At 71.0% G+C, this 24,899-nt stretch carries 20 protein-coding genes; 9 read left to right on the forward strand and 11 right to left on the reverse strand.

Translation table 11 applies throughout. The features are described from left to right. Nucleotides 1-3 precede the first annotated feature (3 nt). Nucleotides 4-1,176, forward strand: a complete 1,173-nt coding sequence (locus NDW01_RS04845) for a glycosyltransferase (RefSeq protein WP_252817392.1) — start codon at nt 4-6, stop codon at nt 1,174-1,176. On the opposite strand, the gene NDW01_RS04850 is transcribed toward NDW01_RS04845, so the two are convergent. From NDW01_RS04850 to NDW01_RS04875, 6 genes are all read right to left on the reverse strand, one after another. Continuing rightward, nucleotides 1,162-2,013: a DMT family transporter gene (locus NDW01_RS04850; protein ID WP_252816933.1), complete on the reverse strand. Its 852-nt coding sequence runs from the start codon at nt 2,011-2,013 to the stop codon at nt 1,162-1,164. The genes NDW01_RS04845 and NDW01_RS04850 overlap by 15 nt on opposite strands. A gap of 152 nt (nt 2,014-2,165) precedes the next feature. Next, nucleotides 2,166-3,335, reverse strand: coding sequence for a zinc-dependent alcohol dehydrogenase (locus tag NDW01_RS04855; protein ID WP_252816935.1), 1,170 nt, complete (start codon nt 3,333-3,335; stop codon nt 2,166-2,168). Then, a complete protein-coding gene (locus NDW01_RS04860; protein ID WP_252816938.1) occupies nt 3,332-4,264 on the reverse strand; it encodes an SRPBCC family protein in 933 nt (310 codons plus the stop codon). The genes NDW01_RS04855 and NDW01_RS04860 overlap by 4 nt, the downstream gene beginning before the upstream one ends. 180 nt (nt 4,265-4,444) lie before the next feature. Next, a complete protein-coding gene (locus NDW01_RS04865; RefSeq protein ID WP_252816940.1) occupies nt 4,445-5,209 on the reverse strand; it encodes a class I SAM-dependent methyltransferase in 765 nt (254 codons plus the stop codon). A gap of 20 nt (nt 5,210-5,229) precedes the next feature. Then, a complete protein-coding gene (locus NDW01_RS04870) occupies nt 5,230-6,207 on the reverse strand; it encodes a hypothetical protein (RefSeq protein ID WP_252816941.1) in 978 nt (325 codons plus the stop codon). 154 nt (nt 6,208-6,361) lie between these two features. Next, nucleotides 6,362-7,210, reverse strand: coding sequence for an SAM-dependent methyltransferase (locus tag NDW01_RS04875; protein WP_252816943.1), 849 nt, complete (start codon nt 7,208-7,210; stop codon nt 6,362-6,364). A 427-nt stretch (nt 7,211-7,637) separates the two neighbouring features. Between NDW01_RS04875 and NDW01_RS04880 the strand changes: the two genes are divergently transcribed. Beyond that, on the forward strand, nt 7,638-10,442 hold the full coding sequence (locus NDW01_RS04880; protein WP_252816945.1) for a helix-turn-helix transcriptional regulator: 2,805 nt from the start codon (nt 7,638-7,640) through the stop codon (nt 10,440-10,442). A 171-nt stretch (nt 10,443-10,613) separates the two neighbouring features. Next, complete coding sequence (locus NDW01_RS04885) at nt 10,614-11,045, forward strand: DUF2267 domain-containing protein (RefSeq protein ID WP_252816947.1); 432 nt, start codon at nt 10,614-10,616, stop codon at nt 11,043-11,045. A gap of 94 nt (nt 11,046-11,139) precedes the next feature. On the opposite strand, the gene NDW01_RS04890 is transcribed toward NDW01_RS04885, so the two are convergent. After that, on the reverse strand, nt 11,140-12,783 hold the full coding sequence (locus NDW01_RS04890; protein WP_252816949.1) for a right-handed parallel beta-helix repeat-containing protein: 1,644 nt from the start codon (nt 12,781-12,783) through the stop codon (nt 11,140-11,142). Next, nucleotides 12,783-13,916 (reverse strand): polysaccharide pyruvyl transferase family protein, encoded by a 1,134-nt coding sequence (locus tag NDW01_RS04895; RefSeq protein ID WP_252816952.1) that lies wholly within the window; start codon nt 13,914-13,916, stop codon nt 12,783-12,785. Before NDW01_RS04895 ends, NDW01_RS04890 begins: the two co-directional genes overlap by 1 nt. Before the next feature lie 306 nt (nt 13,917-14,222). Between NDW01_RS04895 and NDW01_RS04900 the strand changes: the two genes are divergently transcribed. Both NDW01_RS04900 and NDW01_RS04905 read left to right on the forward strand, forming a co-directional pair. Continuing rightward, nucleotides 14,223-15,743: a flavin-containing monooxygenase gene (locus tag NDW01_RS04900; protein WP_252816953.1), complete on the forward strand. Its 1,521-nt coding sequence runs from the start codon at nt 14,223-14,225 to the stop codon at nt 15,741-15,743. Between the two features lie 88 nt (nt 15,744-15,831). Further along, nucleotides 15,832-16,272, forward strand: a complete 441-nt coding sequence (locus NDW01_RS04905; RefSeq protein WP_252816954.1) for a nuclear transport factor 2 family protein — start codon at nt 15,832-15,834, stop codon at nt 16,270-16,272. Between the two features lie 74 nt (nt 16,273-16,346). Here NDW01_RS04905 and tatA read toward each other — a convergent pair whose 3' ends face one another. Next, nucleotides 16,347-16,751 carry a Sec-independent protein translocase subunit TatA gene (tatA, locus tag NDW01_RS04910; protein WP_252816955.1) on the reverse strand — a complete coding sequence of 135 codons (405 nt, stop codon included), beginning with the start codon at nt 16,749-16,751 and terminating at the stop codon, nt 16,347-16,349. A 195-nt stretch (nt 16,752-16,946) separates the two neighbouring features. Here tatA and NDW01_RS04915 point away from each other — a divergent pair, with 195 nt between their 5' ends. After that, nucleotides 16,947-17,750 (forward strand): polysaccharide deacetylase family protein, encoded by an 804-nt coding sequence (locus NDW01_RS04915; RefSeq protein WP_252816956.1) that lies wholly within the window; start codon nt 16,947-16,949, stop codon nt 17,748-17,750. Between the two features lie 9 nt (nt 17,751-17,759). On the opposite strand, the gene NDW01_RS04920 is transcribed toward NDW01_RS04915, so the two are convergent. Both NDW01_RS04920 and NDW01_RS04925 read right to left on the reverse strand, forming a co-directional pair. Then, complete coding sequence (locus NDW01_RS04920; protein ID WP_252816957.1) at nt 17,760-18,764, reverse strand: LLM class flavin-dependent oxidoreductase; 1,005 nt, start codon at nt 18,762-18,764, stop codon at nt 17,760-17,762. A gap of 91 nt (nt 18,765-18,855) precedes the next feature. After that, on the reverse strand, nt 18,856-20,325 hold the full coding sequence (locus NDW01_RS04925) for an MFS transporter (RefSeq protein ID WP_252816958.1): 1,470 nt from the start codon (nt 20,323-20,325) through the stop codon (nt 18,856-18,858). 208 nt (nt 20,326-20,533) lie between these two features. Here NDW01_RS04925 and NDW01_RS04930 point away from each other — a divergent pair, with 208 nt between their 5' ends. The 3 genes from NDW01_RS04930 (at nt 20,534) to fdh (ending at nt 24,898) form a co-directional block, all read left to right on the forward strand. Beyond that, nucleotides 20,534-20,911, forward strand: coding sequence for a nitroreductase family protein (locus NDW01_RS04930; RefSeq protein WP_252816959.1), 378 nt, complete (start codon nt 20,534-20,536; stop codon nt 20,909-20,911). Between the two features lie 41 nt (nt 20,912-20,952). After that, nucleotides 20,953-21,564: a TetR/AcrR family transcriptional regulator gene (locus NDW01_RS04935; protein ID WP_252816961.1), complete on the forward strand. Its 612-nt coding sequence runs from the start codon at nt 20,953-20,955 to the stop codon at nt 21,562-21,564. A 106-nt stretch (nt 21,565-21,670) separates the two neighbouring features. Continuing rightward, nucleotides 21,671-24,898: a formate dehydrogenase gene (gene fdh, locus NDW01_RS04940; protein ID WP_252816964.1), complete on the forward strand. Its 3,228-nt coding sequence runs from the start codon at nt 21,671-21,673 to the stop codon at nt 24,896-24,898. Nucleotide 24,899: the final 1 nt, after the last annotated feature.

Raw genomic sequence — 24,899 nt, forward strand, 5'->3', positions numbered from 1 at the left:
ATCGTGCAGGTCGCGAACTTCTACACCCCAACGTCCGGCGGCCAGCGCATCGCACTCGACAAGGTCGGCCGGGGCTACCGGGAGGCCGGGCACGAGCGGATCCTCATCGTCCCCGGGCGCGTCGAGTCGGTGGAGCAGACGCCGTCCGGGCGACGCGTCACCGTACGCGGCGTCGGCCTGCCCGGCCTCGGTGACTACCGCGTCCTCACCGCTCGGCGGCGGGTGCTCCGGCTGCTCGACGCGGCCCCACCGGACGTACTGGAGGTCAGCGACAAGATCAGTCTCGTCTGGCTGGCCCGATGGAGCCGTCGGCGCGGCGTGCCGCTCGTGCTGTTCTCCCATGAGCGCCTGGACGCGATCCTGCGATCGAGGGTGCCCCGCTGGACTCCCCTGCGCGCGGCGGCGGACACCATCAACCGGCGGCTCAGCGGTCTGGCCGACGAGGTCATCGTCACCTCCGCCTTCTCCGCCGCCGAGTTCGAGCGGATCGGCGCGCCGAACGTCCGCCGGATACCGCTCGGCGTCGACCTCGCCGAATTCCGGCCGGCCGCCGACGTGGACGAGGTCCGGTCCGTCGCCGACGGGTCATCGTCGGCGACGCACGCGAGTCCGAGAGGTGATCGGCCGGTGCTCCTGGTAACGGTCACGCGCCTGTCGCGAGAGAAGCGCCCGGAGGCCGCGATCGACACCTTGGGCGTGTTGTGCGCGCGTGGCGTCGACGCCCGCCTGGTGGTCATCGGCGACGGCCCGCAGCGGCGGCCCCTGGAACGCCGCGCCCGCGGTCTGCCGGTCACGCTCCTCGGCCATCTGTCCGATCGGCCGGCCATCGCCCGGCTGGTCGCCGCCGCCGACGTCGCGCTGTTCCCCTGCCCGGTGGAGTCGTTCGGGCTGGCGACGCTGGAGGCGCTGGCGTGCGGGACGCCGGTCGTCGTCCCGCCGGAGGGAGCGGCGCGGGAACTGCTCGGCGGGCCCGGCTCCGGGGTGGTCAGCGACGGCACGCCGAGGGGGATGGCGGAGGCCGTCCTGGACCTGATCGCGCTGCCGGAGGCGCAGCGCCGCGCCGCGGCCCGGGCCGGTGCCGAGCGCTACCCCTGGGGGGCGACGGTCACCGGGTTGCTGAACGGCTATGAACTGATCAGCCGACGCACCGACGCGGAAGTCTCAGCATCCGGGTGACGGATCCCGGCGTTCATCGTGCAGGGTGGGAGAGGCGGCCAGCGCCGCGGCTCCTGCCGCGACCAGCACGATCGCGGGCAGACTGCCGCAGAGCACGCCCCTGCCGCTCGCCGGCGCGCCGAAGACCGTCATGCCCACCACCCAGCCGGCGATCGGGTCGGTGATGGTCATCGACGTCATGGCGGTAGGCAGCGAACCACTCGCGAACGCCTTCTGCACCAGCACCGTGGCCGCGGCGGTGGAGACGGCCAGCGCGGCCGGCGGCCAGTCGAGGGCGGTGGCGACCACCCCCCGCCGGGCGAGGTCGTCACCGGCGAACACGAGGAAGACGGCCGTCATGCAGAAGCAGATCCCGGCCGCGACGGCGAGCGCGGCGGTGCGGGACTGCGCGTGCGATCGGAGCAGCCGGGCGATCAGGAGGAGCAGCCCGATGAGCCCCGCCGCCACCACCACCGTCGGCGCCACCGCGGATCGCCGCCCGGCCGACGGCGCCACCGCGCCGCGGACGGTGACCAAGAGGGCCAGGCCGGCGCAGACCGCGGCGGCTCCCGACCAGTCCCGGACGAGCGGTCGCCGTCCCCCGGTCACGGCGTTGAGCGGGAGCGCGAACAGCAACTGCGTGACGAGGAGCGCCTGGACGACGACGATGGAGCCGAGGTGCAGGGCCATCGCCTGGGCGCCGAAGCCGGCGAGACCCACGACGCAGCCCAGCAACCACGACGGTTCGCGCACGAGCCGGACGAAGAGCATCGTCCGGCGCGCCGTGCGCTGCTGCAGGGTGGCCGACACCGCGAAGAGCATCGCTCCGAGCAGCGCCAGCGGAACGCTGAACTCCATCAGGCGGGCCCGGGCCCGCCGCGCGGTCCGCCCCGCGCGTCACCCGTCGTCGAGTCGCTCACACAGGGAGCATCTCCGCGTACCGCCCCCGTCCGGAGACGGTGAGATGAGCCGACGGCGAATCTTCGCCGACGAGTGACGCCCTTGGGCCGTCAGGGGTGCAGGACGACCTTGTTGCACTCCTCCTCCTTGTCGCGGAAGATCCGGTAGCCGTGCGGAGTGTCGTCCAGGCTCATGTGGTGGCTGATGACGAAGCTCGGGTCGATGTCCCCACGTTGGATCCGGTCGAGCAGGGGCCGCAGGTACTTCTGCACGTGGCACTGCGCGCCCCGCAGGGTCAGGGACCGGTTCATGAACGAGCCCATCGGGAACTTGTCGACGAACCCGCCGTAGACGCCGATCACCGACACGGTCCCGCCGTTGCGGCAGGACCTGATCGCCTCGCGGAGGACGAACGGCCGGTCCGTCTCCAGACGCGTGGCCTGCTTCGCCCGGTCGTAGGCGTACATCGGCGTGGCGTGGTGTGCCTCGAGGCCGACGGCGTCGATGCAGGAGTCCGGGCCGCGACCGCCGGTCATGTCGCGCAGCGCGTCCGGGATGTCGATTCCCTCCTCGTAGTCGAGGGGGTCGGCGCCCATCCGCTCGACGCGGCGCAGCCGGTACGGGAATCGGTCGATCGCGATGACCCGTTCGGCGCCCATCAGGAACGCGCTGGCGATCGCGAACTGGCCGACCGGACCGGCGCCCCACACGGCGACGACGTCGCCGTCGTGGATGTCCGCCATCTCCGCCCCGATCCAGCCGGTCGGGAAGATGTCGGAAAGGAAGAGCACCTTCTCGTCCGGCAGGTCGTCCTCGATCTTGATCGGGTTGACGTCGGCGAACGGCACCCGGGCGTACTCGGCCTGGCCGCCGGGGAAGCCGCCGAGCATGTGGCTGTAGCCGTAGATGCCGGCCGGCGCGTGCCCCAGGAGCTTCTCGGCCATCCCGGCGTTGGGATTGGAGTTCTCGCAGACGGAGAACAGCTCGTTCTCACAGGCCCAGCAGTGCCCGCAGGCGATCGGGAAGGGGACGACCACCCGGTCGCCGGGCCGCAGGTTGCGGACCTCCGGACCGACCTCCACGACCTCGCCCATGAACTCGTGGCCGAGGACGTCGCCCTTCTTCATCGTCGGGATGAAGCCGTCGTAGAGGTGCAGGTCGGACCCGCAGATCGCCGCCGAGCTGATCCGGACGATCGCGTCGTGACTGTTGAGTATCTGCGGATCCGGAACGTCCTGGACCTCGACCTTCCCGCGGCCCATCCAGCAGTTGGCTCTCATCGGAACCCTCCTCTCGCCAGCGGCTGGGCCGGACGCTGTCGCAGCTGCCGCGTCGTGCGCGTGCCCTCCGGTGTGCCCTCTGAGCGGACGACCTCGCCGGTCTCCATGACCTGCTTGAACCTGCGCAGGTCGTCGCGGACCATCTGGTCGGGGTGCTCGCCCAGGAGACGGGTGAACGCCGTTGCGGCTCCGCCGCCGCGCGGCGCGTAGTGCAGGGTCACCCGTACCTCCGTGCCCCGGTCGCCGGGCGCGTCGGTGAAGCGGACCGCGCCGCTGTTGCCGGCGATCATTCCCTCGGTCGCGTGCCAGGCGATCAGCTCGTCCGGGCGGTCGTCGATGATCTCCGCCTCCCATTCGAGGGTCCTGCCCAGCGGCCCCGTGGCCCTCCAGTGCGAACGCCCGTCACCGAGGTCGCGGACCGTGTCGAGGTGGATCATGAATTGAGGGAGGTTCTCGAGGTCGCGCCAGAAGCGATAGACCTCGTCGCGTGGGCGGTTGACGGTGATGGCGGCGTGCACGGTGCCGGCGCGGGCGCCTTCCGGCTTCCGGCGCCGGGTCCCGCGCAGCGCGGCGTACACGTCGACCACGGTGATCCCGACGACCCCCGCGGTCACCGCCAGGATCCGGGCGCGCCGGTGGCCCCTCCGGTTCGAGGCCGCCAGGCCGAGGGCGCTCAGGTCCATCGCGTCGCCCGCGACCCGGGTCCACACGAGCGGTCCGGGCGTGCGGCTGCCCAGGAGCAGCACCGCGTGCACCCACTCGCGCAGGCCCACCAGCCGCACCATCGTGCGAGCCGACCTGGAGTCGTCCACGCCGCACAGCCGGCTGATGACGTCGGATGCGGTCAGCGGTGCGATTCCCAGGCCGAGGCTCGCGACTCCCAGTGCGCGGGCGAGGCGGTCGGCTCTACGTCGATCTTCATCAGTCATGTTGTTCACCTGCCGATTCCGGCGTGATCGCGGCAGTTCGCCGCGGCCGGCCGCGGCTCGGGTTCGTCGGCCTACGGCCGGAGACGCTCCAGGTAAGGAAATGGAGCCTACGAATCCCGGCCCTACCCGCCGATCCGCCCGTTCAACGGGTGTTTTGATTAAAGATCGGCCAATCCGGGGTCAGCGGCGCTCCGCCACCAGGAGCATGAAGATCGCGGTTGGGAAGCCCGTGCGCCACCATGGATCGTTCCGGAGCTGTTCGTCCGTCGGGTGCGGCTCCCGCAGATCCGCGATGACGAACCCGGCCTCCCGGAGGGTCCTGGCGTAGAACTCCAGCGGACGGAGCCACGAAGTGATCTTCGAGGGCGAGCGGAGCCCGTCGACCATGAAGTGCTGGTCGATGCCCCGCCCGGCGAAGTACTCCGCCGCCGGGACGCTCGTGCTCGCTCCGCGCTCGGCGTTGCCGGTGTAGAAGCAGGGGTGCAGCGTGAGGATGATCAGCCGCCCCCCGCTCCGGAGCACCCGGCCGAACTCATCGATCGCGCGCGACGGGTCGTGCAGGTGGCTGAACAGGTGGTTGCAGACCACCAGGTCGAAGGAGGCATCCTCCAGCGGCAGCGCGTCGACGCTCGCCCGGGTGAACGAGGCCGAGCCGGGGCCCTCACAGGCCAGACTCTCGGCGGCGTCGATCAGGCCGTGGCAGGCGTCGACGCCGACGACCCGGGCGCCGCGGGCCGCCAGGGTGCGGGTGAGGTACCCCTCGCCGCAGCCGGCGTCCAGGACCCGCAGGCCCGCGCAGTCGCCGATCGCGTCCAGGACGGCCCGGTCGGTCAGCTCGGTGCGGTACCGGTCACGGCTCTCCCGGATCACCTGCACCCAGTAGTCGGTGTTCGCCTCCCACCGCTCCCGGGTGAGTTCTGCGACGTCCTGGTAGGTCCGGCCCATCTGTCCCCCCTCTGGCATGGTCAGGCCACGCCCTTCAGCTGCCGCACCAGCGTGTTGCAGGCGGCCCGTATTCGCTTGTCCCGGCACTCGGCGGCGCGCTGCTCGAGTGTCGCGATCAGATCGGTGATCCGCCGCCCGAACGTCGGGTCGCGGCGCAGCGCGAGCGGAAGGTACGTCGACACCAGGTAGTACACGTAGGCGTCGTTGTAGGTCTTGATCTCCCGCAGCACCTCGGCCGCCGTGTTCCGCAGCAGCAGCGAGTTGGGCAGCGTGAAGTCCGAGCTGATCCGGCCGTCCCGCATGTAGGTGGGGAAGGACCACTCTTCGAGCGCGGCGTACACCGGTGTGCGGTCCAGCTCCCGCCGGTACCTCTCGGCGAGCTCCAGGTCGTTGGAGCTGATCAGCGCGCCCATGACCACCCCGCGCATCATCAGGGCGCTCTGGCGGCCGGGCCGCTGCATCGCCAGGTCGGCGTCCGGCGCACCGGCCGCCTTGCTGACCTGGTGGGTGAGGATGTTGAGCGTGAGCAGGGAATGGAAGGAGTACGTCTTCCGGCTCAGACGGGGGGCCAGATCGATCGACGCCTCGACGAGCCTGCCCGGATCGCCCAGCAGGCCGTGTCCCGGCTCGGCGGAGAACAGCGCCTCCAGCGCGCGATCCTGCTCCCGGCCCCAAAACCGGGCGAGGTAGGAGGAGACGCGCTGGCTCGGGCCGTCGCGGACGATGTACAGCGCGGCCTCGAGGGCGTTCAGCAGGAGCTGGCGGGCCACGGTCGAGGTCTCCAGCGCGTCCAGGTTGACGGACATCCCTTCGGCCTGGAGGTCCGCGATCAGTGTGGTGCGCCGCTTCAACAGCGAGTGCGCCATCGCGTACTCGGCGATGCCGGGCACCGACGACATCAGGCTCTGCAGCGACCGGCCGCTGACGCGATCCAGCCAGTCGCTGTTGTCCCACAAACGGAAGACGGTGCTCTCGTCAAGACCGGAGAAAATCGCCACATCGGACATCGTCAGCCCGATGTCCTGCGCGATTTCGGAAAGGGGCTTCGGGTCGCTTTCGGATGGCATCACGCGCTCGGGAAGTAGCACTGGCGGGCGCATCGATCTTATCCGGCGACCGGGCAAAGCACGACGAATCGGCTTGATTTACATTTCAACGTTTGCGTCCCACACAGCCGATGAGGGGTACCGCGTCGGCCGCGTCCGGCTCTCCGCCCGAGCGCGAGAGCGGCAGACCCGCCGGGTAGGGCGCGACCGGTTCGAGGCCGTGGGCGATCCGCGCTATCTCGAACCGGCTGCGCGGGAGGAACGACAGACCTGCCTCCTCGTACAGCTCGGCCACCGCCTCCAGGTCCGGCGTGCGCTCGGCGTGGGACACCACCACGTGGCTGCCGGTGGGCAGGTAGCGCACGAGCTCGTCCACGATCCGGCGCGGGTTCTCCGGGATGAAGGGCAGGACGTTCAGCAGGAACACCGCCACCGGCTCGGTCAGGTCGAGGAGCCGCAGCAGCTCCGGGTCGCCGAGCACCGTCGATGGCTCGCGCAGGTCCGCCTCGTACACCCCGACGCTGCCGCCCACGGCCATCAGCGCACGAGCGTGGGTCAGCACCATCGGGTCGTTGTCGACATACGCCACCCGGCACTCCGGGTCGATCCGCCGCACGGTCTCGTCGAGATTGATCTCCGAGGGGAGACCGCAGCCGATGTCGAGGAACTGCCGGATGCCCCTCTCCTCGGCGAGGAAACGGGCCGTGCGGTGCAGGAAGCCCCTGTTCACCTGCACCAGCCTGGCGATGACGGGCGCCTCGTGCAGCGCGCGTTCGGCCAGATCACGATCGACGGAGAAGTTGTCCTTGCCCCCGAGGTAGTAGTTGTCCATCCGGGCGACGTTGGGCGTCGCGGCGTCGATTCCGGGCGGGGAGGCGTCCTCGTACGTCTCCTCCGTCCCGTACGGCCAGGCTCGGTCGAACTCCGGCCGCGGCATCCTGAGAACCGACCCCATGGTCATCGCACCTTCCGTCCGGAGTGGGCGGCCGGGCCGAGGACCGCGACGCACGGAGCCGCGGTCCGTGTCAGGCGGCGTACCACGGCGGCGCCGCCGACCCGGCCGGCCGGTCTTTCGGGATCAGGATGTGCTCCCATGACAGACAGCCTTACGCGTCCGGGGAATCCCGTCACGGGTCCTTGCATGCGCGCAAAACCCCCATGGCACGCTGCGGTTCCGCGGGTGCCCGGCCGTCCCGGGGTTCCGGAGGCCTCTTCGGGGAGAGGTAACGGTCTATCTGACCCACCGAAAAGATCGTTACCGAAAATGCGCGTATGCCGCCGTCCTATCCTCGGGAGAGGGGGAGCACGGGAGCCATGACCGAGCGAAGCGAGGGAATCAACGAGCACAGCACCTTGGTCATGAGGCCGACGAAGGAGGCTCCATGGCCGTTCAGCGTTCACGGGTCGAGACGCCGCGCCACGAGAGAACGGTGCGGGGGCGCGAGCGCGCGTGGGAGGCCATCGTCGCCCTGACGCGGTCGGCGCGGGCCGGGCGGTCCGGCGTCCTCCTCATCGAGGGCGAGGCGGGGACGGGCAAGAGCCTCCTGCTGGCGAAGGCCGCGTGCGCTGCCGCCGCGCCGGGCTTCTCGACGGCGACCGGGGGAGCGGGGGAGTTCGCGAAGGCCGCGCCGCTCGAGCCGCTGCTGTCCGCCCTCGCCGGCCTGCCGTTCGCCGGCGACGCGGGACCCGTCGGCCGCCCCGGACGGCGGCTCCGGATCATCGAGGAGATCCGGGCCGCGTTGGAACGACGCTGCGGCGAAGGACCCGTGCTGGTGGCCCTGGACGACCTGCAGTGGGCCGATCCGGCCACGCTCACGGCGGTTCACACGCTGACGCGGGCGCTGGCCTCCCACCCCGTCGTGTGGCTGCTGGCCCGGCGTACGACCGGGCGCGCGACCGAGACCGGCCGCCTGTTCGACCTGCTCGAACGCGAGGGCGCGACGCGTCTCACGCTCGGCCCGCTCGACGACGCGACCGTGCGGGAGGTCGTGATCGACATGCTCGGGGCGGTGCCCGACCCGGACCTGCTGGCGCTCGCGGCGGAGACGGGCGGCGACCCGGCCCTGCTCGCCGAGCTGCTGTCCGGGCTACGGGACGAGGATGCGGTGACGGTCGTCGGCGGGCGGGCGCGCCTGGTGACCCCGCGGATCCCGGAGCGGGTCCGCGCCGACCTCGGGCGCCGCCTGGGCCGGGTGAGCCCGGCGACGCGCCACCTGCTGACCGTGGGCGCGGTGATCGGGCGCTCCTTCTGCCCCGAGGACGCCGCCGAGGTGCTCGGCGCGACACCGGCCGCGCTGCTGCCGCAGCTCGACGAGGCGTTCTGCGAGGGGTTCCTGGTCGTCGCCCCGGAGGAACTGGCGTTCCGCAACGGCCTGGTCTGGCGGGTCGTCGCGGACGCCGTTCCGGCGCCGGTCCGGCGGGCGCTGCACCGGCAGGTCGGGGACCTCCTCATGGAGCGGGGCGGGAGTGCGATGCCGGCCGCGGCCTCGCACCTGATGCAGGGAGTCCGGCCGGGCGACGCCCGCGCCCTGGCGGATCTCGACCGGGCGGTCGCCGCCGTGACCCTGGTGTCGCCCCGCTCCGCGGCGGCCCTGGCCGCGCACGCCCTCCGGCTCACCGATCCGGCCGAGCCGGCCTGGCCCGCCCGTACGGTGACGGCCGTCCGCGCCCTGAGCACGGCGGGCCGGCTGGAGGACGCCCTGGACCTCGTGGACTCGGCGCTGCTGACGCCCCTGCCCGGTGAGACGTCCGCGCGGCTGCGGTGCCTGCGGTCGGCGATCCTGCCCTTGACGGGCCGCACCGGAGAGGCCGCGGCCGAGGCGAGCGCACTCCTCACCGTCCCGGGACTGTCCGGCGAGCTGCGCGACGAGGCCGAACTGGTGCTGCTCAACGCCCAGGCGGGGATGGGCGACGACAGGGGCGCCCGCGCGCGAGCGGAACGGATCGTGTTCGCGGCGGACGGCCACGGCGACGCGCTGGTCACCGGCGCGCTGATCACCCTCGCGCTGTCGGAGTGGGGGTCGGGACGGCCGGCCGACGGGTTGCGGCTGGCCCGTGCGGCCGTACGGCGGGCGGAGTCGGCGGACGCGCGCCGCCTCCATCCCCGGATGATCCTCACGATGCTGCTGATCGACGTCCACCGCCTGGAAGAGGCCCGCGCGGTGATGGCGGGCGCGGGGGAGGAGGCCGAGACGGCCGGTCACCTGGCCTGGGCGGCGGCGCCGGCGGTCCTGCGCGCCCGCATGCACCTGGCGGAGGGGCGCTTCCACGACGCCGCCGCCGAGGCCGGGGCCGGTCTGGCGATCACCAGTCGGCTCGGACCGCACGTGCTCACCTCGTACGCGCTGTCGGTGCTGGCGACGGCGGTGATGCGGGCCGGTGACCTGCGCGGGGCCCGGCGATACGCCGAAGGGGACCGGCCGCCGCCGTGCCACTGCGGCTCACCGTACGCCGACGCGCGGCTCCGCCTGGCCCGGGCCCAGGTCACCGTGGCCAGTGAGGGCGCGGCCGCGGCGGCGGAGGCGGTCGGGCGGCTCTGCGACGACCTGGAGACGCACCGCTGGACGCTGATCAGCGAATCGACCGCGGCGCCGTGGCTCGTACGGACGGCGCTCGCCCTCGGCGACCGGGCGCGGGCCCGGGCGGTCGTCGCGGCGATGGACCGGCTGGCCGGCGGCCATCCCGTCTTCCCCTGCCTGGGCGTCACCGCCGCGCACGCGCGCGGCCTGCTCGACCGGGACCGGGACGCGCTCGAGCGCGCCGCCGCCGGGCACACCGACCCGTGGGCGCGCGCCTCGGCGGCCGAGGACCTGGGGATGCTGATCACGGCGGAGGGCCCCGCCCTGCGGCGGGACGCCGTTGCGGGCCTGGACACGGCGCTGGCGGCCTACACGGATCTCGGCGCGGCCCGCGACGCGGCACGGGTACGCCGCCGGCTGCGGCGGCTGGGGGTCCGGCGCCGGCACTGGAGCCAGGCCGACCGGCCGGTCTCGGGCTGGGCGAGCCTCACCGACACCGAACGCAGCGTCTCCGCGCTCGTCGCGCAGGGCCTCACGAACCGCCAGGTGGCGACCCAGATGTCCATGAGCACCCACACGGTGGCCTTCCACCTGCGGCACATCTTCCGCAAACTCGACGTGACCTCACGGGTCGAGCTGACCCGGCTCACCATCGAGGCGGGCCCCTGACCAGGCCCGCCCGCCGGGGTGGCGCCGGCTCCCCTCGGCCCGTGGGATGGGCGCGCGGCAGCGGAGGAAAATCCCGGCAAAAGAGTTGATGGCAGAGATTGCCGCAGGTGTGCGTGGGCAGGGGCGCTGCGACGGCGGGCGGTGCGATGCCGGAGGAACGGAGGCGCTGCGATGCCCCAGACGGGATACCACTCCATCGACACCACCGTCGACAAGACCAACCGCATCCTGCACCTGATCGAGGAGTCCTACGACTGGCCGAAGGAGCGGCGCAACCAGTCCTACAACGCCCTGCGCGCTGTGCTGCACGCGCTGCGCGACCGGCTGACGGTCGACGAGGCCGTCGACTTCGCCGCCCAGCTTCCGATGCTGGTCCGGGGGATGTACTACGACGGATGGCATCCGAGCCAGGTGCCGAAGAAGATGCACAGAGACGAGTTCCTCGACCAGATACGGGCGGAGATGCCGCCGTACGAGATCCAGGGCGGTCTGGAGGACCTGGTGCGCACGGTCGCGGAGGCGCTCAGGGTCTACATCACCGAGGGTGAGTGGGACGATATCAAGGCGGAGATGCCGAAGGACCTCGCCGCGATGCTGCCCTAGCGGACCGGCGCGGTCACCGACCTGCCCGACGGGGGGGATGCGCCCGGCGGCCCGGCGGGCCGGACGGCCCGGCTGCCCGGGTCGTTGCCAGGGGTCATTCCGATGGGGGACATCCGTCCAGGCCGTGGTTGTGGTGCCAGCAACCGCCGGAGGGCTCGGTGTCGAACCGGACGGCGGCGACGCCGTTCCCCTCGAAGTCGTTGTCGTGGACCCACGCGACACCGCAGGTCCCGCGATCGGTGATGACGAGCCCGTGGGTCTGGGTCTTGCGAGGTTCGCCGTCCCATACGCGGTTGTCGTGGATCGAGGGACTGTGCACGCTCGCGGCCAGCGTAATGCCGGCTCTGACCCCGGGTGCGTCGGGCAGCCTGTACGGTACGCCGGGTTCCGGGGTGCCCTCGGACCACGCGGTGGCGGCACCGGGACGTGAGGGCGCGAGGACGAGTTCGGTGGCGGTGTTGCTGATCACGACGGCCTGTTGCCCGCCGGCCGTGACCCACTTGCCGATGTGCCCGTCCGTGCGCCAGGCGGCCGAGGTGTCCATCAACGAGTGCGCCGTGTAGAACACCGTGTGGCCCTCGCCTTCGTCCGCCGGTTCGCACTGCCGGCCGTTGCTGCGGATCCGGTTGCCGGCGATGTCGGGATCGGCGAGCGCCGAGTCGACGAAGACGCCGTCGAGGCCGTTGTCCCAGAACTCGTTGGCGTCGATGATCATGTTGGCGGCCGCCTCCTGAGGGCCCGCGGCCAGATTGTGCTGCCAGTACCCGTAACGGCCGTTGCGGCTGATGCGGTTGCCCGCCAAGGTGTAGGGGCCCGGGGTGTTGCCGATCGCGACACCGTCCCAGACGTTGTGCTCGATGACGCAGCCGGTGATGACCCCGCCGCGCCCGGCGACGGCGGACGTGCCCAGGGCTGAGACGTCGTAACCGGCCTGATGGTTGCCGATCAGGGTGCAGCCGGAGACGACCAGCCCGTCCGTTCCCCAGTCGGAGATCCCGAACCGGTTGCCCTCGGCGTGACAGCCGATGATCCGGATCCCGCGGGTCGGCGGCCATTCCCGGTTCTGCAGTTCGAAGAAGATGCCGTTCGTGCCGTTGCGCACGGTGGTGCATGAGGAGACCGTGCAGCGCTCGACGGAGCCCCAGCCGCCGGTGCCGATGCCGATGCCGGCACCGCCCAGCCACTCGCCGCTGCGCTCCAGCCGCCCGCAGTGGACGATCAGCAGGTTCTCGACGAAGGTGTCCTGCAGGAAGTCGCAGCCGAACCCGGTGGCCGGAGTGTCGTGGATGTACAGGTCGCGGAATCTTCCCCGGAGGACGTACTGCAGGCCGAGTCCCTTGGACAGCACGTTGTACTCGGACAGGATCACACCGGAGCCGTCGATCTCGAAGTGCGCGAAGGTGCAGTCGGCGATGTGGTTCTGGGGACCAGCGCCGTGTTGCAGCGTGGTGAAGTAGGCCAGGGGGGTGGCGGTGGTCGGGTCGCCGGGGTTCGCCAGGGAGAACCGCGTGGCCGCCGGGCCGGCCCCGATCAGGGAGACGCCGCTCCGCCAGACGGTGCCCCGGTCGCGGATCGAGTAGTGGCCCGCCGGGCAGAAGATGGTGCGCGGCCGGCCATCGTCCAGGTAGGCGTCCCCGAGCCTGTCGACCAGGTCTTGCAGGGCGGGCTGGTCGTTGGCCTTTCCGTCACCGACCAGCCCGTGCTCGAGCGCGTTGTGGAAGAAGGGATCTGTGGACATCAGGAGACCGGATCCAGTCGATCGATGAGGGTGCGGCAACGCTCCTGGTTCTCTCGGGCGCGTTCGCGCAGGAACTGGAAGCGCTGCCGCAGACGGTCGGTGCAGGCGTGCCGTTCGTCCCAGAGCCGGTCGAGTTGGGCGAGCAGCGGCCCCGCCTGGCTCTTCGCGATGCCGGTGAGCGCGGGCGCGCCGACCGTCTGCGCGAAGTCGAAGACCTTTCCGGCGTACGGGAGCGGCAGCACCGGCACTCCGGCGCAGGCGGCGAAGATCAAGAAGTGCAGGCGCATGCCGACCGCGAACTCCAGGTGCCGCATCAGCCCGGCGATCTGGCCGGGGCTGTAGGGGCGATTGAGGATGCGCGCGTTCTCCGGCGCGCTCATCGCCGACAGCACCGCGTGCGCGTGGGCGATGTCGCCCCGCTCCATCGGCACGAACACCGCCTGGGCGTTGTACCTGCACGTCATGAAGTCCGCGATCTCCGCGATCAGCCCGTGATAGGTCCTCTCGTCGAGGTTGTCGGCCGCGCCTCCCGGCTCCCGCACCGAGATCCCCACGAGCCGGGTGTGGGCGTCGATCCCCTCGCGGATCAGCATCTCCTCCGTGAACTCCTCAGGATCCAGCAGCACCGCCGCGTCGGCGGTGGCCGAGATCTGCCGGGTGACCCCCATCCCTTCAAGGACGAGGATCGACTCCTGGTCCCTGACCGTGAGGTCGGTCATCTGGTCGATGACCTGCCGTACGACGTCGATCTCCTCGTGGCCGGTGAGCGGCCCGGCCCCGATCGCGTAGCCGAACGTGGGAATGCCCAGCTGGTGAGCCAGGCGCACCGGGCGCATCACCGAGGCCGCGAGGCCGTTGTGCAGGATCCCGCCGCCCCCGAGGACGAGCAGGTCCAGCCCGGTCTCCGCCTCGACGAGCTGCCCCTGGGACACCCCGGCGTAGGCCACCGCCGGGATGCCGAAACGGTCACTCGTGTGTTCGGGGTGACGGCTGAAGACGATCCTCTCCGCCGTGGGCCGTATCTGCCGCAGGCTGTCCAGGACGCAGGCGAGGATGGCCTCGTCGCCGAGATTCAGGCCCCCGTACGATCCGAGCACTCCGATCCGGAGTTCGTGCCGGTCAACATCCGACATCCGATTCACCTCCCCTCGGGTCCGGTCGGCCGGACGAGGGACAGGGCGTGACATCAGGGGGCGTCGGCGGTGGGCCCTATACGGCGGCCCCCGGCGCCGGGGCACAGGCCGGCGCGGGGCCCGCGCCGGCCTGGCCAGAAGCACACACACCATGGTGACGGCAGCGGTGTGCCGCCACATCCTCACTTCATGTAGCCCCGTACCCTCGGTCGCCGGTACGACGCGGGCCGCCGGGTGCGACGTCGCAGATTCGGGCATACCGGCGTACCGTGCGGGTCGTACGAGCACGCCGGGAAGGGAGGCCGGATGACCGGCGTCGAGCACGTCGACGTGTTGATCATCGGTGCCGGGTTGTCCGGCATCGGCGCCGCCCGCCATCTGCAGGAGGCGTTCCCCCGCAAGACGTACCTCATCGTGGAGGCGCGGGACGCGATCGGCGGGACCTGGGACCTGTTCCGGTACCCCGGTGTCCGCTCCGACTCGGACATGCACACCTTCGGCTACCGGTTCCGGCCGTGGGCCCAGGCGAAGGCCCTCGCGGACGGCGCGTCGATCCTGCGCTACATCCGCGACACCGCGACCGAGGCGGGGATCGACCGGCAGATCCGGTTCGGGCATCGGGTCGTGTCCGCGTCCTGGTCGAGCGAGGAGGCCCGCTGGACGGTCGAGGCCGTGCACGACGGCGAGCCGGTCCGGTTCACCTGCGGGCTCCTGTACACCTGCAGCGGCTACTACCGGTACGACGCCGGGTACACGCCGGACTTCCCGGGCGTGGAGCGCTTCGGCGGCACGATCGTCCACCCCCAGCACTGGCCGGAGGACCTCGACTACACCGGCAAGAAGGTCGTCGTGATCGGCAGCGGCGCGACCGCGGTCACGCTCGTGCCCGCCATGGCCGAGCGGGCCGCGCACGTGACGATGCTGCAGCGCTCGCCCACCTACGTCATGGCGCTGCCGGCCGAGGACCCCCTCGCCACCAGGTTGCGGCGCCTGCTCGGGAGCCGCCGCGCGTACCCGATCGTGCGGTGGAAGAGCGTCGCGGTGATCACGCTGCTCTACCAGCTCAGCCGCCGCCGTCCGCAGGTCGTCAAGTCGCTGATCCGCAAGGGGCTGCTCCGCCGGCTGCCGCCCGGCTACGACGTCGACACCCACTTCACGCCCCGGTACGAGCCCTGGGACCAGCGGATGTGCTTCGTTCCCGACGGCGACCTGTTCCGGGCCATCCGCCGGGGGGACGCGTCGGTGGTCACCGACCGGATCGAGGAGTTCACCCCGACGGGCCTGCGCCTGGAGTCGGGCGCCGAACTCGACGCGGACATCGTCGTCACCGCGACCGGCCTGCGGCTGCTGCTGTTCGGCGGCGTACGGCTCGTCGTCGACGGCCGTGAGGTCAGGCCGCCGGAGACGATGGCCTACAAGGGCATGATGCTCAGCGGCGTGCCGAACTTCGCCTTCACGGTCGGCTACACCAACGCCTCCTGGACCCTCAAGGCCGACCTCGTCAGCGAGTACGTCGTCCGGCTGCTGCGGCACCTCGACGCCCACGGCTACGACCAGTGCGTGCCGCGCAACGACGATCCCACGATCGCCGAACGCCCCCTCCTCGACTTCCAGTCCGGCTACGTGCTGCGCTCGATCGACGAGTTCCCGCGGGCGGGCTCACGGGCGCCGTGGCGGCTCGGCATGAGCTACGCCCACGACCTGATCACGCTGCGGTACCGCGCCATCGAGGACGGAGCTCTGCGCTTCTCCCGCCGGCCCGCCGCCTCCACGGCCGCCCGCCCCGCCGGCCGACCTCGCCGCGGTGGAGGCGGGGGAAGCGGGTAACGGGACGGCGCCGGGCGGAGATCGACCGCAGGAAGGCCGAATCCCGCCTCTCCCGGCCGAACGGCCGGGCAGCGTCAAGGAGAAGACGATGGCCCTGAGCACTCAGGTGATGACCGACGAACAGCGCAAGGCGGTGGCACTGGAGTACCTCAAGCGCCTCGACCGCGGCGACGACTTCTTCGACCTGTTCGCCGACGACGCGCAGGTGTACTTCCCCAAGTGGGGCGTCGCGAACGGCGCGGACGAGATCAAACGGCTGTTCGCCGACGTCGGCGGAATCCTCGCCGCGATCGAGCACGACTACGCCTACCTCAACTTCGCCTACAACGGCGACCTGCTGGTCGTCGAGGGCACCTCCTCCGGGCGTACGGCGTCCGGTGCGGAGTGGCGGGCCGGCGTCACGCATGCCGGCCGCTGGTGCGACGTCTTCGAGATCCGCGACTTCGAGATCCAGCGGCTGTTCGTCTACCTCGATCCCGACTACGCCGACGCGGACACGGCCCGGTATCCCTGGCTGGCGGGTTCCTGACCCGTACGCGCCGCAGAGGGCGGCCGCCCGGACACCGGAGCATCCCGCTCCGAGCGGCCGTCGGGCGGCGCGTGTCATCCCCGGCCGGGACTCCGGTCCCCGCCGGGCGCGGCGTCGCGGCCCGGAACCGTCCGGTCCTGCGGCGGATCCGCCTGGTCCTCCAGGCGCGCGGCCTCCTCCCGCAGGCGCGCGGCCTCCTCCCGCAACTCCCGCGCGGTCGCCTCCGGCCCGGTGGGCACTCCCTGTCCGGACGCCTCAGGCCCGGCGGGAACCTCCCGCGCGGGTGCCGATCCCTCGTGCGTCTCGCGCGCCGGCGCGTCCGGCTCGTCGTCATCGGTCATCAGGCCGTGGGTCTCGGACTTGAAGATGCGCATCGATCGCCCCAGCGACCGCGCGGCCCCCGGCAGCCTGGTGGATCCGAACAGCAGGATGACCACCGCGAGCACTATCAACCAGTGCCATATGGACAACTCACCCATCGCGCTCTCCTCGCCGACCGGCGCGCCGGAACCACCTGACCCGTCCTGGCGAACCCGCAGCTCATCGGGCCGTACGCCCATCACCCATCGTACTGTCGCGACCACGGAAAGCTTGGCTCGCCCACAAGATCCGTCATGCCACGCATTGACGCAAAGACGGGTACATAAGCGACGAAACCGGCGATTGGAGGAGGCATGCGCAGACCGAACAGACGCCAGGCCCTGCTGGCCGTCACCGTCGCAGGCGCCGGCTTAGCGGCAGGAGGCGTACCCGAGCTGCTGCGCATGCTGCGGCCGGACGCCCGGCCGAAGAAGCCCGCGCCGCGCGGGCACCCGGCCAGGCCCGGACCCGCGCCGCGACGCGACCCCGGCTACGCGCACGGATCCCTGCGGGCGCTGCGCCGGCCGGTGCACAGCCTGCACGATCTGACGCCGGCCGCTCCGCCCAACGCCGTCGCGCTGACCGTCGACGACGGCCCGCACCCGCGGTGGACGCCGATGATGCTGGACCTGCTCGCCGAGCATCAGGTGCCGGCGACGTTCTCCCTGATCGCCGAGGAGGTCGCCCAGTATCCGAAGCTGGTCGAGCGCATCGTGGCCGCCGGGCACCAGGTGTGCGATCACACCGTGACCCATCCGCTGAACCTGCCGGGGCTCGGCGCGGCCCAGATCAAGGAGGAGATCGGCGGCGCGCACGACCGGATCGCCCAGGCCTCGGGCGTCGCTCCGAGGTACTTCCGCGCCCCCGGCGGCAACTGGTCCGCCCAGGTGATGGACACCGCCGCGGAGCACGGGATGATCTGCATCGACTGGGAGATCGATCCGCGCGACTGGGCCCGTCCCGGCACGTCGTCGATCACCAGGAGCATGCTCGACAGCAAGCCCGGTGCCATCATCCTGTGCCACGACGGCGGCGGTGACCGTTCGGAGACGATCCAGGCGCTGCGGACCGTGATCCCCGCCCTCAAACAGCGCGGACTGGCATTCGTCGCACTGTGACCTCCTCCGCTACCGCAGGTACGGAGCGACGTGATCGACGATCGTCTGCAGGAGGCGCGCGTTGTGGTCGACGCCGAGCTGGTTCGGGATGGTGAGCAAGAGGGTGTCCGCGGCGGCGACGGCCGCGTCGGCGGCGAGCTCCTTCGCGATGACGTCCGGCTCGCCGATATAGCTGCGGCCGAACCGGGAAATCGCTCCGTTGAGAATTCCGACCCGGTCGCGGTCGTCCGCCGTGCGTCCGAAGTAGAGGCGGTCTTCGTCGCTGGTGACCGGCAGGACACTTCGGCTGACAGACACGCGCGGGGTGCGTTCGTGGCCCGCCGAGCGCCACGTCTCGCGGTAGATGTCGATCTGTTCGCGTTGCTGTTCGTCGAAGGGTGCTCCGGTGTCCTCGGACAGCAGGGTGCTACTCATGAGGTTCATGCCATGCTCGGCGGTCCAGACGGCGCTTGCCCGTGTAGAGGAGCCCCACCAGACGCGTTCGGTGAGGCCCGGCGAGCGGGGTTCAACGGGAAGTCCGGTGGAAGGGCCTGCGGCCGGGTCGGTTGATGCGATGGGGTGCCCGGCGATGGCGAGGCGGAACTGCGCGGTGTGATGGCGCGCCATGTCGGCGTCGCTCGTCCCCTCAGCGGGGACGTGCCCGAATGCCTCATATCCACGGAGCGCCACCTCCTGCGATCCGCGGCCGAGTCCCAGCTGAAGCCGTCCGCCGCTGATGAGGTCTGCCGCCGCGGCTTGCTCGGCCATGGCGTAAGGGTTTTCGTAGCGCATGTCGATGACGGCAGTGCCGATCTCGATCCGGTGTGTGCGTGCGGCGATGGCGGCGAGCAAGGGGAAGGGCGTGGACGCTTGGCGGGCGAAATGGTGTACGCGCACGGCCGCCATGCCGATCCCGATCTCCTCGGCGGCGATCGCCAGCTCGATGGTCTGAATCAACGCGTCGCGGGCGGTGCGGGTGTGTGAGCCCGGCACGGGCTGGTAGTGACCGAAGGAAAGGAAACCGAGAGTCTTCATCGTGGTGTCCCGTGGTTGTTCTGGTCTGGTTGCAGAGGACCGGCGCCCTCGCCGTGTGTTCGGTGGGTTGACGGTGAGGGCGCCGGGGCGCTCAAGCGCCGGCCGTAGGGGCGTGTCGGCGTGCGTTGAGGCCGAGGGCGGCGATTGCGCTGGCGAGGGCGAGCGCGGCGGAGGTCCACCAGGAGATGGCGTAGCCGTGGTGCGGATCGGAGCCGGGCAGAGCGAGGAAGATGACGAGAAGGCTCACGCCGAGGACGGAGCCGATCTGGCTGCCCATGTTGACCACGGCGCTGCCGGTGGCTGCTTGGTGGGGAGGGAGGTCACGGGTGGCAGAGGAGAACATGGTGGGCAGCGCCAGACCCATTCCGAAACCCCCGATGAGCCAGCCGGGGAGGATGCCGGAGGCGTAGTGGATGGCGTGCCCCCCGGTGGAGACGGTGATCAGGGCGATGCCGGCACTCGAGAGGAGGGCACCGACTGCGGCGATGAGGCCCACGGGCAGCCGGTGGGCAAGTCGCGCGGCCAGCAGGGACGCGACGAACACCATGCCCGGTCCGGGCGCCACCGCGAACCCCGTCGTGACCACCGACCAGTCGCCTTGCTGTTCGAGCCACTGGATGATGCCCAGCAGCTGGAGTGTGAATGAGGCGTAGAACAGTACGACCGCCACGTTCGCCGAGGAGAACACCAGGTTCCGGAAGATGTCGAGTTCCACGATCGGCACGTGCGCGCGGGACGAGCGGACGATGAACGCCATGAGCGACACCGCGGCCAGGATCAGGCTGCCCAGCGTGGACGCCGCACCCCAGCCCCACTCCGGGGCCTTCACCAGCCCGACGGCGAGGGCTCCGACGGCGAGGATGATCAGCAACCCGCCGAGCAGGTCGGGGATGCGGGTGGCCAGGTCGTGGCGGACGTTGGGGATCAGGGGGACCGCCATGGCGATGGCGGCCAGGCAGAGGGGGATGTTGATGAGGAAGATCCACTGCCAGGCCGCGTTCGCCAGCAGACCGCCCGCCGCCGGGCCGGCCGCGGCGGCGAGCGACCCGCTGGCCGCCCAGATCTGCACGTATTTGTGCACCTTCGCAGGCGGGGCCGTCGCAAGGACCAAGCCAAGGCTGGCCGGGGTGAGCACCGCCGCACCGGCGGCCTGGATGACACGGAACACAACGAGGAGCCACAGATTCCCCGACAGCGCCGCGCCCAGGCTGGCCACGGCGAACAAGCCGAGGCCGAGGATGAAGGCGCTCTTACGTCCGTAGCGGTCTGCCAGCCGGCCCGCGGGGACCAGCAATGCGGCGAAGACGATGGCGTATCCGTTCAGGATCCAACTGAGATCTGACAGGTCGCGCGTACCGATCCCGCGCCCGATGGGAGCGAGGGCGACGTTGACGATCAGCAGGTCGAGCGCGGCCAGGAAGGTCGCCATCGCCAGCAGCGCCAGGACGAGCCTCGGCCGGCGAACGCTCGGCCCCGACGCGCCGGATGCGGCAGCAGTGGCTGTGTCCCTTCCTGGAAGTGGCTTGACGAGGGTCTGATCGGGCGGAAGGCCGTCGGACATGACTTCTCCGTTCATGCGATCTGTGGTCGGTGCTCGACGCCGTGCCCTGGCATGCCCGCGGAACATCGACACAGGTACACGGAAGCGTTTACATGCGGACCGTAACACACCCAAAGCGCTGAAGTAAACGCAACCGTGTACCTCAAGAGCGGCTCAGCACTTCGCCCTGACGTGGTGGAACGCCGACGGGCTCCCGTCTCGCGGATGTATGGAGCTGTACGGAGCGCTGGGCATCGGCCGCGACGATCGCGCGGCACGCGCGGCCTACGACGTAGAGGGCCTGGGGTTCTATGGCGCGCCACACGTCGCGTTCCTGTTCGTCGGCGGCGACGGCGGGGCGCGGCTGGCCGCGGATGTCGGCGCCTACATGCAGACGCTGCTCCTGGCGATGACCGCGTACGGCGTGAACGGCTGCCCGCAGGGATTGCTGAGCTTCTACGCCGACACCGTGCGCGCCGAACTCGGCGTCACCGGCGGAAGGCTGCTCGTGGGTATCTCCTTCGGCCATGCCGACGAGGCCGCGCCGGTGAACCGGGTGACGACCAAGCGAGCCCCGCTCGAGTCGACCACGACCTTCCACGCATGACCAGGCGCCTGGTGATGTAAACGGTAGCGTATACTTGGTTCATGAGTACAACGCCGACGGTGTCTCAACGGCGGGGACGCGGAGGTCGGGAGCGTATTCTGGCCGCTGCCGCCCAGCTGTTCGCGGCCCAGGGGATCAACGCCACCGGCATGGAACAGGTCGCCGAGAAGGCGCCGGTGTCGAAGCGGACGCTCTACGCGCACTTCAAGACCAAGAACGACCTGGTCATCGCCCACTTGCAGGGTCTCGTGCTGACGGGTGCCACTCTGGAGAGCGTTCTGGACCGCGAGGACCTCCCCCCTCGGGAGCGGGTTCTCATGCTCTTCGACCAGATCGCAACGGACGCGGGGCCGGTTCGTGGTTGCCCGTTCATCGATGCCGCCGCGGAGTTTCCGGATCCGGAGAGCGCGGTCCACTCCTACGCCCGCGACCAGAAACTGCGAATGGTGCGGCTGATCGCCGCCCTGGTGAGGAAACTGGGCTGCCGCGAACCCGATGCACTCGCCGAGCAACTGGCCACTCTCGCGGACGGCGCGGCCAGCCGCGCCATGGTGCTGGACGAGGCGGACTACGGCCGGCACGCACGGGCGGCTGCGCAGGTCCTCCTCGATCATGCTCTGCCGAACACCGACGGACGAGACAAGGGTCGGTGAGGCTGTTCGTGGGTGTCTCCTCTATGCGGTAATCATCCGTTCTGGGGGAGGCTTTCGTGCGGTAAAGCGATGTATCAACGGGACAGATCGCGGGCAGGCGGCTCACATGACCTTGCGCGAGCTGGTCGCGTCATGGCCGGTCCTCCGCCAGCTGAAGGGCGGCGACCCGCGGGGCGACGCGGCGAAGAGCCGGCGTACCGCCCGGCTGCGGCCCCGGATCCGGGACGCGGACAAGGTGGTCGACTCCGTCTGCCCGTACTGCGCGGTGGGCTGCGCGCAGAAGGTCTATGTCAAGGACGAGCGGGTCATCCAGATCGAGGGCGACCCGAAGTCGCCGATCTCCCGCGGCCGGCTCTGCCCCAAGGGGTCGGCCAGCCTGCAGCTCACCACCGGCTCCTCACGGATGCACGAGGTCCTGTACCGGAGGCCGTACGGGACCGACTGGGAGCGGCTCCCGCTCGACCGGGCCATGGACATGATCGCCGATCGGATGATCGCCGCTCGCCGGGACGGCTGGGTGTGGGAGTACGAGGGCCGGAACGTCCGGCACACGCTCGGCATCGCGAGCCTGGGCGGAGCGACGCTGGACAACGAGGAGAACTACCTCCTCAAGAAGCTCTGGACCGCCCTCGGCGCCGTCCAGATCGAGAACCAGGCCCGTATTTGACACTCCGCGACCGTCCCCGGTCTGGGGACCAGCTTCGGGCGCGGCGGCGCGACGACGTTCCAGCGGGACTTCCGGAACGCCGACTGCATCCTCATCCAGGGCTCGAACATGGCCGAGTGCCATCCGGTCGGGTTCCAGTGGGTGATGGAGGCCAAGGCGCGCGGCGCGGTCGTGATCCACGTCGACCCGAGGTTCACCCGGACCAGCGCGCTGTCCGACCTGCACGTGCCGATCCGCGCCGGCACGGACATCGCCTTCCTCGGCGGCCTGATCCACCACGTCCTGGAGAACGAGAAGTACTTCCGCGAGTACGTCCTCGCCTACACGAACGCGGCGACGATCGTCCGGGAGGAGTTCCGGGACACCGAGGACCTCGACGGCCTGTTCTCGGGCTACGACGAGGAGCACCGGGTGTACGACCCCCGGAGCTGGCAGTACGCGGGGAGCGAGATGCCCGCGCCGTCCGGCGAGGTCGACGAGGAGATGCTCCTGATGACCGAGACGGCGCGTGTCGAGGCTCACGGCTCCGGCGGCCCGGAGGTCTCCGGGAAGATCTACACCGACGAGACGCTGCAGCACCCCCGGTGCGTGTTCCAGATCCTCAAACGGCACTTCGCGCGGTACACGCCGGAGATGGTCGAGCAGATCTGCGGCGTCCCCCGGGACCTCTTCGACCGGGTCTGCGAGTACCTCACCGGCAACTCCGGCCCCGACCGTACGACCGCGATCGGGTACGCGGTCGGCTGGACACAGCACACGACCGGCGTGCAGAACATCCGCGCCGCCTCGATCCTGCAGTCGCTCCTCGGCAACATCGGACGCCCCGGAGGCGGCATCCTCGCCCTGCGCGGGCACGCCAACATCCAGGGCTCCACCGACATCCCCGCGCTGTTCGACCTGCTGCCCGCCTACATCCCGATGCCGCACCTGGGGCAGAACGAAGGCCTTGCGGCCTACCTCGAGGACGAGGCGGCGAGCAAGGGCTACTGGGGCAAGATGTCCGCCTACATGGTCAGCCTGCTGAAGGCCTGGTGGGGCGAGCACGCGACCGCCGACAACGACTTCTGCTTCGACTACCTGCCCCGGCTGACCGGCAACCACAGCACCTACCACACCGTCCTGCGGCAGATGGAGGGCGTCTGCAAGGGCTACCTGCTGATGGGCGAGAACCCGGCGGCCGGCTCGTCCAACTCCCGGTACGAGCGCATGGGCATGGCGAACCTCGACTGGCTGGTGGTCCGCGACTTCTCGCTGATCGAGAGCGCGACCTGGTGGAAGGACGGCCCGGAGATCGAGACGGGCGAGATGCGCACCGAGGACCTCCGCACCGAGGTCTTCTTCCTGCCGGCCGCGGCGCACACCGAGAAGTCGGGCAGCTTCACCAACACCGATCGCCTGCTGCAGTGGCGGGACCAGGCCGTCGAACCCGCCGGCGAGGCCCGCAGCGACCTGTGGTTCGTCTACCACCTCGGCCGGCTGATCCGGGAGAGGCTGGCGAGCTCCGACGACCCGATGGACCTGCCGATCAAACACCTGACCTGGGACTACCCGACCGAGGGCACCCAGGCCGAGCCGTCCGCCGAGGCGGTGCTGGCCGAGATCAACGGCTTCGGCCCCGGCGGACGGCACTTGAGCTCCTACGACGAACTCGCGGACGACGGCTCGACCTCCTGCGGCTGCTGGATCTACTGCGGCGTCTACGCCGACGGCGTCAACCAGGCCGCGCGCCGCAAGCCCGGCTGGGAACAGGACCACGTGGCGCTGGAATGGGGCTGGGCCTGGCCCGCGAACCGGCGGATCCTCTACAACCGCGCGTCCGCCGACCCCGGTGGACGCCCCTGGAGCGACCGCAAGGCGTACCTGCGGTGGGACGCCGAGCGCGGGCGATGGACGGGACCGGACACCCCGGACTTCCCGCCGACCCTGTCCCCGGACCACCGGCCGCCGCCGGACGCCACGGGCCCGGACGCGCTGTCGGGCACCGACGCCTTCATCATGCAGGCGGACGGCAGGGCGTGGCTGTACGCGCCCGCCGGCATCGTCGACGGCCCGCTGCCCGCGCACTACGAGCCCCAGGAGTCGCCGTCGGAGAACCCGCTCTACCACTACGGGCGCAACCCGGCCCGTGAGCTCATCCAGCATCCGGTCAACCGGTACCAGCCCAGCGACGGCAAGCCGGGATCGGAGCTCTTCCCCTACGTCACGACCACCTACCGCCTCACCGAGCACCACACCGTCGGCGGGATGTCCCGCTGGGTGCCGTACCTGTCGGAGCTGCAGCCGGAGTTCTTCTGCGAGGTCTCCCCGGAGCTCGCGGCCGAGCGCGGCCTGACCCACCTCGGCTGGGCCACCATCGTCTCGGCGCGCGCCGTCATCGAGGCGCGGGTGCTGGTCACCGAGCGGATGACCCCGCTGATCGTGGAGGGCAGGCCGCTGCACCAGATCGGCCTGCCGTACCACTGGGGACGGAACGGCTACAGCCGCGGCGACTCGGCCAACGAGCTGGCCCACCTCTCCCTCGACCCGAACACCCACATCCAGGAGGTCAAGGCGATGGCCTGCGACATCCGTCCCGGACGGCGGCCGCGCGGACCGGCCGCGCTGGAGCTCGTCGAGGACTACCGGCGGCGGGCGGGCATCACCGAGCGGACCGGCATGGAGATCTGAC

Source organism: Actinoallomurus soli (assembly GCF_024055715.1).
Lineage (GTDB): Bacteria > Actinomycetota > Actinomycetes > Streptosporangiales > Streptosporangiaceae > Actinoallomurus > Actinoallomurus soli.